Source organism: uncultured Slackia sp. (assembly GCF_944321625.1).
In the GTDB taxonomy this organism is placed as follows: domain Bacteria; phylum Actinomycetota; class Coriobacteriia; order Coriobacteriales; family Eggerthellaceae; genus Slackia.
This window is the reverse complement of sequence record NZ_CALUMA010000011.1, coordinates 1-12,375: the sequence shown is the minus strand read 5'-3', so window position 1 is coordinate 12,375 and position 12,375 is coordinate 1. Positions and strand designations below refer to the sequence as shown.

Sequence of the window (12,375 nt, the reverse complement as noted above, 5' to 3'; positions counted from 1 at the left end):
CAGCCGACGGAATTACTCAATGAGGCGCTGCGACACTGCGATCGGCTCTGACGGCCAGCTAAGCCCTTGTGCAACGCTCGGCGCGTACGAAGTACGCTTGGCGTTGCGGCGGGCTTATCTGACTCGTCAGAGCCGATCTCGCTGTTTCGTTCCGTTTCTTGTGTTCGGTCATGCAAAAATCACAATATTGACTCTTTATCGAGGGCGTTTTGCGTGGTAAGATTCACAGGCTGTCTTGTCTTGGTCGGAAACCAAGACCTTCTGAAAAGGAGAAACCATTATGAAGCAGGGTATCCATCCCGAATACATGGAGTGCACCGTCAAGTGCACCTGCGGTAACACCTTTGTTACCCGCTCCACCAAGCCGGAGCTCAAGGTCGACATCTGCAATATGTGCCACCCGTTCTTCACCGGCACCCAGAAGCTGATCGACACCGGTGGACGCGTCCAGCGCTTCGCCGACAAGTTCGGTTCCGCTTCCGCCGCCGTTGCCGAGCGTGAGGCTGCCAAGAAGGCCGCCAAGGCTGCCAAGGCTGCAGAGCTCGAGGCCGCCAAGAAGGCTGAGCGCGAGAAGAAGGCCGCTGAGAAGGCCGCTCGTGCTGCCGAGTTCGCCAAGAAGGCTGAGGCCGAGGCTGCTAAGGCTGCCAAGCTGGCCGAGGAAGCCGCTCCTGCCGAGGAGGCCGCTGAGGCTCCCGCTGCTGAGGAGCAGGCCGCTGAATAACGCGGCACGCGCATAGCGCACCCAATCTTTAAGCAAAAAGCACTGAAGAGGCCCGCCACCGTGCGGGCCTCTTCGCGTCTGGGGCGAAGCGGCGCCCATGCGTTTAGCGCGCATTGTACGACTGGAGATTGTTGCGAGGTGCTTCTCGATGCTTAAGGTCTGCCGCATAGACCCGATTGCCCGCTCGCAGCAAAAATGAACCTTTGGGAAACTCCAGAAAGTTCAATTTCTTTTGGTGCTATACTGCACAAAATTGAACTTTGAACTACGGGTTCAATTTGAGTGAAATTGAACTTTCAGGAGAGTAGGATGTCGCAGGAAACGTTCGCCAATCGCCTTCATGAAGCGATGGGGCAGGCCGGCATGAAGCAGGCCGATCTTATACGCGTTGCTGCAGAGCATGGCGCAAAGCTGGGGAAAAGCCAGGTGAGCCAGTATGTAAGCGGCAAGACGGTGCCGCGCGCAGGCGTGATGGCTGCGCTTGCGAGTGCTTTGGGCGTGGACGCGGCATGGCTTGCCGGTGGGGAAGCGCCGCAGGGCGCCTTGGCATCGAACGATATCGACGAAGCACCGCAGGGCGCCTCGCGGCTAACGGACACTTCACCTTCGGGCGAGCGAGCACCCGGGCGGATTTCGTCCGCCTCCCATGCCGTCAAGTCCCCGGTTGCCGCTGATTCGGAATCGGCCGCTGTTTCCTCTGTCGATACCACGCAAGCCGCTGCGGCCGCTCAATCTCAAAGGAGTCCTCTTATGCGCCAGTTCAAAAAATCCTCCAAGCTCGACAACGTTCTCTATGACGTGCGCGGCCCAGTGGCCGACGAGGCCAACCGCATGGAATCCGAAGGCCTGCGCATCCTGAAGCTTAACATTGGCAATCCGGCGCCTTTCGGCTTCCGAACCCCCGACGAGGTCATCCAGGACATGCGTCTGCAGCTGCCCGAATGCGAAGGCTATTCCGATTCGCACGGCCTGTTCTCGGCGCGCAAGGCCATCATGCAGTACGCCCAGATCAAGCACATCCCCAACGTGAGCATGGACGGTATCTATACCGGCAACGGCGTGTCGGAGCTCATCAACCTGTGCATGCAGGCGCTGCTGGACAACGGCGACGAGATTCTGATTCCCAGCCCCGACTATCCGCTGTGGACGGCCTGCGCCACGCTTTCCGGCGGCGTGCCCGTGCACTACATCTGCGACGAGCAGGCCGAATGGTGCCCCGATATCGCCGACATCGAATCCAAGGTGACGTCGCGCACCAAGGCCATCGTCATCATCAACCCCAACAACCCCACGGGCGCCGTATATCCGCGTGAGATCCTGGAGCAGATCGTCGAGATTGCGCGTAAGCACCAGCTCATGATTTTCTCGGACGAGATCTACGATCGTCTGTGCATGGACGGTCACGAGCATATTTCCATCGCATCACTGGCGCCCGATCTGCCGTGCGTCACGTTCTCGGGCCTATCCAAGAGTCACATGATTGCCGGCTACCGCATCGGCTGGATGATCCTTTCCGGCAACAAGCACTGCATGGAGGACTTCACCTACGGGGTGAACATGCTTTCCAACATGCGCCTGTGCTCAAACGTGCCCGCTCAGTCCATCGTGCAGACGGCGCTGTGGGGTCATCAGAGCGTTGAGGGGTATGTGCGCCCGGGCGGTCGCATCTATGAGCAGCGCAACTACGTGTATGAGGCGCTGAACTCCATCCCCGGCATTACCGCGGTGAAGCCCAAGGCGGCGTTCTACATCTTCCCCAAAATCGATGTGAAGAAGTTCAATATCACCGATGACGAGCAGTTCGCGCTTGACCTGCTGCACGAGAAGCGCATTCTGATCACGCGCGGCGGCGGCTTCAACTGGCACGAGCCCGACCACTTCCGCATCGTGTATCTGCCGCGCATGGAAGTACTGCACGAGGCGATGGAGGATCTGGCCGACTTCTTCGCGCATTACCGTCAGTAGCTGGCGCTTGCGTTTCGGATGTTCGGGGCCGCCGGTCGGGCGGCCCCTTTTGCGTTGCGTGGGGCAAGGCTGGTGCGCCGACGTGTCGATTTGCCTTTCGTGTCTTTCTTGGTGCTGCGAGGTGCGGCGTTCGTGTTCCTCTGTAGGGCTTTGCCTATTGCAAGATCAGCATTCATCGGCGCGGCGTATGTCGAGGATACTGCCCAGAGGGATGCGTTTCTTCCCGATGGTGACGGAATGCGTAACTTCGTCTATCTTGCTCAGCGGGCCGCGCATTGCGACGTGTTGCCCTCCTTCGTAAAAGGATATGCGTACGTCATCTCCCAAGTTGAGTCTGCGCATCGCGTCCGACAGCTCCGCCAGGCGTTCCTCGGAGAGCTCCGGTTTGGGAGCGTGCACGGTTTCCTGCTCCTGGGCAAGCTCATGGTAGCCTTTGAGCGCGGCGAACGGCATGAACTGACGCGCGCGGTCGGCATGGGGGCGGGCCGTATGCCGACCGCGTTCAGCCACGCGTTGCTCGATGTCGCGCAGCACCGCCGCGCGATACGCTTGCTCTTGAGCATTGATGCGCATGCGTTTCGCCTTCCTTTCTTGCTTCCGGCCTGTCCATCTTGCCGTGCTTTCGTTACGCCCGATGCCCGCCTATCTGATTGTTGCGTTCGCGGGCGGTCGCCTTTTCCTGCAGGCTTGTCCCCTTGAGCATGGCATTCTTTCCGAATTTGCCGCGGATGCCTGCTATTGCCTCTTGCATGCGCCGCTCCTTCGCGACGTCTTCCGCGTTGTCAAAGAGCGTAAGGGGCACGGAGTCTTCGGGCGCGAGCCCCGAGATACCGATGTTGATGCGCCTGATGGGCGTATCCTGGCGCGTAGTCTCGTCGAACAGTGCGAGAAAGTTCTTCACCAGGATGCGACGAGAATTGGTCTTTTGTCCCAGCGACCGCATACCGCCGGTATGTTCGCCTCCATAGCCGTTTAGGGGTCGTGCACCGTGACCGCCTTCGAACGTTTCCGTATCGCGCGGGATGCTTTTGTCTCGCGCATATCCGATGAAAAGCGATATGCGATCAGCCACCTGATGGGACTCCACCAGTTCGAGCACGCTGGCGTCTATCATTTCGCGCAGCACCATGCGGGCTTCGTCGAACGAGTAGTCGCTGGGAAGAACCTGTCCATTGGTCATGGATCGACCTTCGGGAACATACGATTGGATTTCGGCGATGGTGCACGGCTCCTGCCCCCAGGCGTGGTCTATCAGGAACTCCGCGTTCACGCCGAACTCGCGATAGAGCGTCTCTTCGCGCAGGGCGGCAACGCCCGCCAAATCGCGGGCGCCGTATTTCTCCAGGCGACGTGCGATACCGGGGCCGATGCCCCAGATATCGGTGATGGGGCGGTGAAACCAGATGTCGCGCTTAAACGACGCTTCGTCCAGCTGCCCGATGCCGTCGGGGGCGTGCTTGGCGCATACGTCCAGCGCGACTTTGGCCAAGAAGAGGTTGGTGCCGATGCCCGCCGTGGCGGGGATGCTCGTTTCTCGGCGCACGTCGCCCATGAGCGCGCGGGCGAATGATCGTGCATCAGTGTGGTAAAGCCGTAGGTAGGGCGTGGCATCGATGAAGCATTCGTCGATGGAGTACACATGAACGTCTTGTGCGCTCACGCGTTTCAGGTACAGCGCGTAGATGGACGCCGACACCTCCATGTAACGGCGCATGCGCGGTCGCGCCATCACGTAGTCGATCCTTTCGGGGATGTCGAACACGCGGCAGCGGTTCTTCACGCCGAGTGCCTTGAGCGCGGGGGACACCGCCAGGCAGATGGTGGTGTGCGAACGTTCCGGGTCGGCTACCACAAGGCGCGCCCGCATGGGATCGAGCCCGCGGTCCACGCATTCCACGCTGGCGTAGAACGATTTGAAATCGATGCATATGTACGTGCGCTCTTCCGTGGTGGCTCCCTATAAATATCGAACGAATGTTCTCATAATATCACAGGAATTGCCAATGATTAGGGATTCGTGCTGTGAGCAGGAAGAGCGGTCTGCAGGAACGGCGGGATGGATATAAGTGACCTTTGCCCATCGGGATTATTCCGTTGGTCGGCGCGCGCCGATCTTCATGGTAAGATAAGCCGTTGAGTTCGAGCGCATAGCGCGCATCAGGCGAGGCCCGCATGCAGTGGGCGGGGCGCATGCGAACAATGTCGAGGCCCATGCGAGAAACGAGAGACGCCATGATCAAGGAAATCGTCAAAGACCGCGAATTTTTGAGCCAGCCCGCAGAGCCCGCCACGCCGGAAGACGCTCAGGTGGCACAGGATCTTAAGGACACGATGGAGTCTATGGGCGGCGATTGCGCATGCCTGGCGGCCAACCAGATTGGTTCGCGCAAGGCCGTCATCGCCTACGAAGACGAGAAGGGCTGCGTCAACGTGATGTTCAACCCGCGCCTGGTGGCGTTCATGAAGCCCTATGACGCGGCCGAGGGATGCCTGAGCCTCGAGGAGGCCAGCCAGGTCAAGCGCTTCGAAATCTGCACCGTCGCCTACGAGGTTTTGGCTGGCGACAAGCTGATTCCTCGCAGCAAGAAGCTTACCGGCTGGACGGCCGAGATCGTGCAGCACGGCATCGATCACTGCGCAGGCAAGCTGGTGTAGCTGTCGCGCAGCCGCATGATCGCCCGAATGACGTGACGGTTCGGGTTTGCGTGTCGGCCTGCCATAATGAAAGATAGTTGAGCGGCCGCCTGTCTGGGCGGCCGCTTTTCGTATGAGGTTGAACGGGAGCGTGTCATTCGTATGGATGCGGCTGTAACCTTGCACGCGGTGGTAAGCTGTGCGCGAGAGAAAAACCATCTTGCCGCGCATTGCGATGCATAGGGCGGAAGAAAGGGAGTGCGCATATGCAACAGATCACTCAACAGGAACGTGAAACCGCTCAGGAGTTGGTGGGCTTCATCGCCGAATGCCCCAGCATGTTCCATACCGCGCATGCGGCATGCGCGCGCCTCGATGCGGCGGGATTCACGTATCTGCCCGAATCGCATGTTTGGGACGTGGTGCCCGGCGGACGCTACTACACCACGCGCAACGGATCGAGCGTCATCGCGTTCGCGGTGGGGGAGCATGCGCTCGAGGACCGCGACGCCTTCCATTTCCAACTTACGGCCGCCCACGCCGATTCGCCCACGTTCAAGGTCAAATCGGCTCCTGAGCTTGAAGGCCCCGAGAGCTACCTGCGCCTCAACGTGGAAGCATACGGCGGCATGATCGACTACACCTGGTTCGACCGTCCGCTGTCGCTGGCGGGCCGCGTGCTGGTGCGTGACGGTTCCGCCATTGAGAGCCGCCTGGTCGCACTCAATGAAGACGTGGCGCTCATTCCCAGCTTGGCTGTCCATCTGGATCGCGCGGTAAACGACAGCTTCGCCCCCAATCGAGCGATCGACCTGTGCCCGCTGTTCTCGGCAGGCGAGCTGGGTGCGGGCGCGTTCGACGCTATGCTCGCGCAAAGCCTGGGCGTCGAGCCTCAGCAGATTCTTGCGCGCGACCTGTTCCTGTACAGTCGCCAGAAGGGATGCATCTGGGGTGCAGCGGGCGAGTTCGTCTCGTCGCCCAAGCTGGACGACCTCATGTGCGCGTTCGCTTCGCTCAAGGCGTTCCTCGCGTCGAAGAACGACGCGTGCGTGCGAGTGTGGTGCTGCTTCGACAACGAAGAGGTGGGTTCCAACACCAAGCAGGGCGCCATGTCCACCGTCCTGCGCGACACGCTTGAGCGCATGTGCGGCTGCCTGGGCCTCTCGCGTGAGGATTATCACCGCGCCGTCGCGCAATCCATGCTGGTGAGTTGCGACAACGCCCATGCCATCCATCCCAACCGCACCGAGAAATACGACGCGGGCAATCGCTGCTATCTCAACGGCGGCATCGTGATCAAGGAGGCCGCCAATCAGCATTACTGCACCGACGCGTTCAGTCGCGCGGCGTTCGCGGCCGTGTGCGACGACGCGGGTGTGCCGTACCAAACGTTCGCCAACAAGAGCGACCAGGCGGGCGGTTCCACCTTGGGCAACCTTTCGAACACCCAGGTGAGCATGCACGCGGTGGATGTGGGATGCCCGCAGCTGGCCATGCATTCGTCCTATGAGACGTCCGGCGTGCGCGACGCGAGTCTGGCCATCGCCGCGCTTACGGCGTTCTACGAGGCGGATATTCGCATCGACGGAGCGCAGGGCGCTACCGTCTAAAGATTTACCTTGAGATTGAACGAAAGGGGCACGTCGCATGCCCCTTTCATCATGGCATTCTTTTGTCTCGGACGGGCGGCTGCGTATGCGGATGCGCTCAGGCGCCGGCAATCGTGCGCGTCGGGGTGACCACGGCATCCATCGGCCGGTCGTGGATATCGGCGGGGACCCGTTCAAAAATCTGCTCGTCGAATGCGATGCCTGCGACAAAGCAGTCGTCGCGCACCGCTGAAAGGTAGGCGTCGTAGCATCCGGCTCCAAGCCCCAGGCGCATCCCGCCTTCGTCGAACGCCGATCCGGGAACCACGACGGCGTCGATTGCTTCGGGCGGCGCAGGCGTGAAGGCGGGGAATTCCTCATCGGGGAAAAAGCGCCCGGGATGCGCAAGAAAATCCGCATCCGATGCACGCCAGGCTTCTTCTTCCACGATGAAAAACTCCATGTGATGCGGCCCTCTCGTGCACGGGAACGCCACGTGCGCCCCACACGCGTAAAGGCGTTCGACCAGTTCGCTAGTGTCCAGCTCGCTTTGCATGGCGCGGTAGATTGCGATGAGGGGAGCGCGTTTCTCGCAAAGCTCCAGGTGCTCGTCGAGCAGGGAGAGCATGCGCTCGCATGCCGCCCGGGACAGAGAGGCGCGTTTCTGCGCCGGTAGCGCACGCCGGGCTTCGAGGGCTTGCGTCCTTACCGTGCTCTTCTGCTCTGCGATGTCCATGGTTCCTCGCTTTACTTCGATTTTGCCTTTTAGCGCGCCGCGCGGGTTCGTCAATCTGGTAAGGTTGCATCTTAGCGCGACTGCGCCGATGTTGCCGGCATATGCAGGAGGGGACCGATGATCGAATACTTTCGTACCGCAGAGGACACGCGTTCCCTTGTAAGGCTTGATGCCGAAGAGGACGGCTGCTGGATCGCGCTGTTCGAGCCCACGTTCGAAGAGCTGCATGGGATTTCCACCCGCTTCGCAATCGATCAGGATGACCTGATGGCGCCGCTGGACCCCGAAGAGGTGTCCCGCGTGGAGCGCAACGAGAACTACACCATGTTCATCGTGGACACGCCCGTGCGCGATGAAGCCCCCGGCGCGTACGGCTACAAAACCATCCCTATCGGCGTGTTCGAGACGCCGCACCATGTCATCTCGGTGTGCTCGATGTACCGCATTCCCATCATCGCCTTGCTCAAACGGCAGCGCGACCTTCACGACACGAGCGAAATTCGCAAGTTCACGAGCGATATGCTGCTGGCCTCCTCGTCGGCGTATTTCACGTCGCTTCAGGTGCTCAACAGGCGGCGCATGCGTCTTGAACAGGATATGGACCACCCCACGCGCAAAGACCTTGAAGAACTCTATGACCTGGACGAGTCGTTCGTGTACCTCACCACGTCGCTTACCACCAACGACACGATGCTCGAACGCTACCGCCGCTATGTGCTGCTTTCCGCCGACGACGAGGTGCGCGAGCTGTTCGACGACGTGATCATCGAGAACCGTCAGGCGCTTGAGACCACGCGCATCTATTCCGGCATCCTGGACTCGACGATTGAGCATCTGGGCATGATCATGAACCAGGATTTGAACCGCACGATGCAACTGGTGGCCACCATCACGCTGGTTCTGTGCGTGCCCACGGTGATCGGCGGCCTGTTCGGCATGAACGTGGAGGGCATCCCGCTGGCTGGTTCGCCCTACGGCTTCGCTATCGTGACGGGCATCACGGCTGTGCTTCTGGTGGCGTTGCTTGCGTTGCTGAAGAAGCTGAAGTGGTTCTAGGGGAGGGGTAGCTCTGCCGTTCGCCGACGCGACGTTGCGGCACCTACCGTTCACCCTCGGAGACTTTACACAGATTTGAACTTTGCCTGACATAGGATTTTGCCGTGCCCCGCTACACTAGATAAGGTTGCGCAAATGACTTGAGATGCGCAGCTTCTTTACCCAGCCACAAGAAAAAGAAGGGAACCGGAACAAGCAATGGAGCTAGGTACTCTTGTCGTTGTGGGGCTTGTCATCATCGTCGCCCTCATCTTCGACTTCACGAACGGTTTTCATGACACGGCGAACGCCATGGCGACGTCCATCGCCACAGGCGCGCTGAAGCCTAAGACCGCCGTTCTTGCCGCAGGCACGCTCAACCTGATCGGCGCGTTTCTGTCCGTCGAGGTTGCCAAGACCATTTCAGGCGGCTTAATCAATGAGGATGCGGTGACAATCGCGCCAGAATTCATTCTGGCCGGCCTGATCGGCGCCATCCTGTGGAACCTGCTCACGTGGCTCGTGGGTCTGCCCTCCAGTTCTTCGCACGCGCTGTTCGGCGGCCTGGTGGGCGCCATAATCGTGGGCGCGGGTGCCGCGGGCGTGAACTTCGGTGCGGTTCTCACCAAGATTCTCATTCCGTCCATCCTGGCGGTCATCGTGGCCGGTTTGGCCTCGTTCACGGCGACAAAGATAATAACGGCGATCACATCGCGCATGGACCAGAGCAAGGTCGAATCCGGCTTCCGCCATGGCCAGACCGTGACCGCGTGCCTGGTGGCGCTTTCGCACGGCACCAACGACGCCCAGAAGACCATGGGCATCATCACGCTGACGCTGGTTGCTGTGGGCGCTCAGGCTCCCGATTCCAGCCCGCAGCTGTGGGTCGTAGCCGTATGCGGCCTCGCCATCGCCCTGGGCACCTACATGGGCGGCTGGCGCGTCATCCGCACGCTGGGCAAGGGCCTGACCGAGATCAACACTCCGCAGGGCTTCGCTGCCGAGTCCAGCTCCGCGACGGTCATCCTGGCGTCCTCCCATCTGGGCTTTGCGCTTTCCACCACGCAGGTGTGCTCCGGCTCCATCATCGGTACCGGTCTGGGCACCAAGGGCAACGAGGTCAACTGGGGCGTTGCCGGCCGCATGGTCATCGCCTGGCTCGTCACTTTCCCTGCCGCTGGCCTGATTGGCGCGTTCACCTGCCTGTTCACCAAGTTTGGTACCGCGGGTACGGTGTTCATCGTGGTGGCTGCCGTTGTCGCTGGCTTTATCATCTTCCGCCTGTCGCGTCGCAACCCCGTGAACGCCATGAACGTCAACGAGCGTTCCGACGTCAAACTGAACGCCGATTCCGACACCGCCGCCCAGGCTGCTTAAAGGAGGGGAGCATCAATGCAGGAACTCATCATGCAGGAAGTCACCGGCTTCGCCACGGTGCTCATCACCGCCGTTGTGGTGGCGGGCGCCATTGCCACGCTGTATTCTTGTGGCCTTCGTCTGTGGGAGAAGGGGTCCGACGGGGGATCTGCGGTGCTGCGCGCTGTCTCCGTCGTGTGCTTCGCCGCATGCGTTGCGATCGTGCTGTTCGCGCTGTGGCTGATGATACCCATTTTCCACTAAGGTGAATTCCGCGAAACGGCGCGCTTCGCCCGACGCTGGCAGCATGGCCTTTTGGCGTGCAAGTGTGTCGCATTCGCAATCGATAGGGAGGATTTGATTCATGACTAAGATTCTTGTAGGCGTTGACGGCACCGCTCGTGGCGACCGCGCCGTGGAATGGGCCGCCCGCCGCGCCCATCGCACTTCGTCTCAGCTTACGCTCATTACCGCCGTGGGCCTTGATTCCGCCAAGGCGTTCGGCGCCGACACCGATGCCGTGCGCGATACCGTCGAGGCGGCTCTGAAGGGCTTGGCGGAAAAGATTGCGCAGGAGTGCGAGGGCGTTCAGGTGGATTGGCTGATCCACGACGAGGGCATTCTTGAGGCCCTTGCTGATGCGTCCGAGGGCTACGACATGGTGGTCCTGGGCTCCCATCACAACGCCAAGATCGGCGAGATGTTGGGCGGCACCAAGGGCCTGAAGCTTTCCATCACCGCTTCCGTTCCCACGGTTGTTGTGCCCGAGAGCTGGGATTTCGAAGACCAGGGCAAGGGCATTGTCGTGGGCGTGGGCCCCGATGATTTCGACGAGGGCGCCATCTCCTTCGCCGTGAAGGAGGCTATCGCCACCGGTGAGTCGCTCGAGCTGGTTTCTGCCTGGGGCCTTCCTGCCGGCCTGTCGCGTCCGGCCGAGGCCATGGGCGGCGGTTTGGGCCCTGTGGGCGATCAGTTCCAGGCCAAGATCGACGCGCATATCGAGCGCATCAAGGCCGAGTACCCCGATTTGGATGTGTCCGGCCGCACGATTGAAGGCTCCTCGCCGTCCAAGGTGCTTATCGCGCACGGCGGTAAGCGCCGTCTGCTGGTCATGGGTACGCATGCGCGTTCCGCGTTCGGCCGCGCCATTTTCGGCTCTGTCACGCACGACGTGCTGCTGAACCCCAACATCCCCACGGTGGTCGTGCCCAAGCCATAGGGGTCGTGCAATTCGCTTGCTGCAAGGCGTCGCCTAAAAGGGCGGCGCTTTTTTGCTGTCTGCCGCACAAATCGGCAGGCTTTTCAAGAATTTTCTTCACATTCGATGCAAAATTGTGGTGAGTGCGATGGGGGAGCGGTAAATGACCTGGGGAAACAATAAATGAAGATAATGGATACGCCCGGACGCGTGGCGTTTGACAGCCCATGTCAGCGGTGTTAAAGTACCGCCTTGCGTCTCGAACGAGGCGTTTGTTTTCGTGCCCCGTATGCTGCGTGACCGGAAACAAGGATAACCCGAGCGGGAGGCCCCAGGGTTGAGATATGGGCTGATCGCAAGGCGAATCCGCACTGTAGGAAATAGGCGAATTAAGAGGAGAACTACTTTGCCTACTATCAACCAGCTGGTCCGCAAGGGCCGCGCCAAGCAGGTCGACAAGAAGAAGACCCCGGCGCTCAAGGGTAACCCCCAGAAGCGTGGCGTGTGCACCCGTGTGTACACCACCACCCCCAAGAAGCCGAATTCGGCTCTGCGTAAGGTCGCTCGTGTCCGTCTCGTGAACGGCATGGAAGTGACCGCGTACATTCCTGGCATCGGCCACAACCTGCAGGAGCACTCCATGGTGCTCATCCGCGGCGGCCGTGTTAAGGACCTCCCCGGCGTGCGCTACAAGATCATTCGCGCCGCCCTTGACTGCGCTGCTGTGAACAACCGCATGCAGGCCCGCAGCCGCTACGGCGCCAAGCGCCCCAAATAAGTAGGAGTAAGTCGCGCGGGCTTTAAAGGTTAAAGCCTAATGGGCGAAACGCCCCGAAGCGCGCACAGAACATGAAGGAGCATTCATATGCCGCGTCGTGCAGCAGCCGTCCGTCGTGAAACTCAGCCGGACGCAGTGTACAACAACCGTTTGGTCACGCAGCTGATCAACAAGGTTCTTCTTGATGGCAAGAAGTCCCTCGCCGAGCGTATCGTCTACGGCGCGTTCGACATCGTTGCCGCCAAGTCCGGCCAGGATCCCCTGACCGTGTTCAAGAAGGCCATGGACAACGTTCGCCCCACGCGCGAGGTCAAGCCGAAGCGTGTCGGCGGCGCAACCTACCAGGTCCCGATGGAAGTCAAC

12 protein-coding genes and 1 pseudogene are annotated in these 12,375 nt (G+C 60.6%); 10 read left to right on the top strand and 3 right to left on the bottom strand.

Features of this window, described 5'->3' with window-relative positions:
• The first annotated feature begins 280 nt into the window (after positions 1 to 280).
• Both rpmE and Q0J60_RS01010 read left to right on the top strand, forming a co-directional pair.
• Positions 281 to 721 (top strand): 50S ribosomal protein L31, encoded by a 441-nt coding sequence (rpmE, locus tag Q0J60_RS01015; protein ID WP_294438339.1) that lies wholly within the window; start codon positions 281 to 283, stop codon positions 719 to 721.
• Positions 722 to 1,030: 309 nt separating this feature from the next.
• On the top strand, positions 1,031 to 2,686 hold the full coding sequence (locus tag Q0J60_RS01010) for an aminotransferase class I/II-fold pyridoxal phosphate-dependent enzyme (protein WP_294438338.1): 1,656 nt from the start codon (positions 1,031 to 1,033) through the stop codon (positions 2,684 to 2,686).
• A gap of 165 nt (positions 2,687 to 2,851) precedes the next feature.
• On the opposite strand, the gene Q0J60_RS01005 is transcribed toward Q0J60_RS01010, so the two are convergent.
• On the bottom strand, positions 2,852 to 3,259 hold the full coding sequence (locus Q0J60_RS01005; protein ID WP_294438337.1) for a YolD-like family protein: 408 nt from the start codon (positions 3,257 to 3,259) through the stop codon (positions 2,852 to 2,854).
• A gap of 52 nt (positions 3,260 to 3,311) precedes the next feature.
• Positions 3,312 to 4,610, bottom strand: a complete 1,299-nt coding sequence (locus Q0J60_RS01000) for a DNA repair protein (RefSeq protein ID WP_367178758.1) — start codon at positions 4,608 to 4,610, stop codon at positions 3,312 to 3,314.
• Between the two features lie 287 nt (positions 4,611 to 4,897).
• Here Q0J60_RS01000 and Q0J60_RS00995 point away from each other — a divergent pair, with 287 nt between their 5' ends.
• Both Q0J60_RS00995 and Q0J60_RS00990 read left to right on the top strand, forming a co-directional pair.
• Positions 4,898 to 5,341, top strand: a complete 444-nt coding sequence (locus Q0J60_RS00995; RefSeq protein WP_294438336.1) for a peptide deformylase — start codon at positions 4,898 to 4,900, stop codon at positions 5,339 to 5,341.
• 245 nt (positions 5,342 to 5,586) lie between these two features.
• On the top strand, positions 5,587 to 6,930 hold the full coding sequence (locus tag Q0J60_RS00990; RefSeq protein WP_294438335.1) for a M18 family aminopeptidase: 1,344 nt from the start codon (positions 5,587 to 5,589) through the stop codon (positions 6,928 to 6,930).
• 97 nt (positions 6,931 to 7,027) lie between these two features.
• Here Q0J60_RS00990 and Q0J60_RS00985 read toward each other — a convergent pair whose 3' ends face one another.
• A complete protein-coding gene (locus tag Q0J60_RS00985) occupies positions 7,028 to 7,645 on the bottom strand; it encodes a 5-formyltetrahydrofolate cyclo-ligase (RefSeq protein ID WP_294438334.1) in 618 nt (205 codons plus the stop codon).
• A gap of 117 nt (positions 7,646 to 7,762) precedes the next feature.
• Here Q0J60_RS00985 and Q0J60_RS00980 point away from each other — a divergent pair, with 117 nt between their 5' ends.
• From Q0J60_RS00980 to Q0J60_RS00955, 6 genes and pseudogenes are all read left to right on the top strand, one after another.
• On the top strand, positions 7,763 to 8,701 hold the full coding sequence (locus Q0J60_RS00980; protein WP_294438333.1) for a magnesium transporter CorA family protein: 939 nt from the start codon (positions 7,763 to 7,765) through the stop codon (positions 8,699 to 8,701).
• A 198-nt stretch (positions 8,702 to 8,899) separates the two neighbouring features.
• Complete coding sequence (locus tag Q0J60_RS00975; protein ID WP_294438332.1) at positions 8,900 to 10,057, top strand: inorganic phosphate transporter; 1,158 nt, start codon at positions 8,900 to 8,902, stop codon at positions 10,055 to 10,057.
• A 15-nt stretch (positions 10,058 to 10,072) separates the two neighbouring features.
• Positions 10,073 to 10,300: a hypothetical protein gene (locus Q0J60_RS00970; RefSeq protein ID WP_294438331.1), complete on the top strand. Its 228-nt coding sequence runs from the start codon at positions 10,073 to 10,075 to the stop codon at positions 10,298 to 10,300.
• Between the two features lie 100 nt (positions 10,301 to 10,400).
• Positions 10,401 to 11,255, top strand: a complete 855-nt coding sequence (locus Q0J60_RS00965; RefSeq protein ID WP_294438330.1) for a universal stress protein — start codon at positions 10,401 to 10,403, stop codon at positions 11,253 to 11,255.
• Positions 11,256 to 11,640: 385 nt separating this feature from the next.
• Positions 11,641 to 12,012 (top strand): 30S ribosomal protein S12, encoded by a 372-nt coding sequence (gene rpsL, locus Q0J60_RS00960; RefSeq protein WP_114616158.1) that lies wholly within the window; start codon positions 11,641 to 11,643, stop codon positions 12,010 to 12,012.
• A gap of 87 nt (positions 12,013 to 12,099) precedes the next feature.
• Positions 12,100 to 12,375, top strand: a pseudogene (locus Q0J60_RS00955) (30S ribosomal protein S7); the annotation flags it as partial.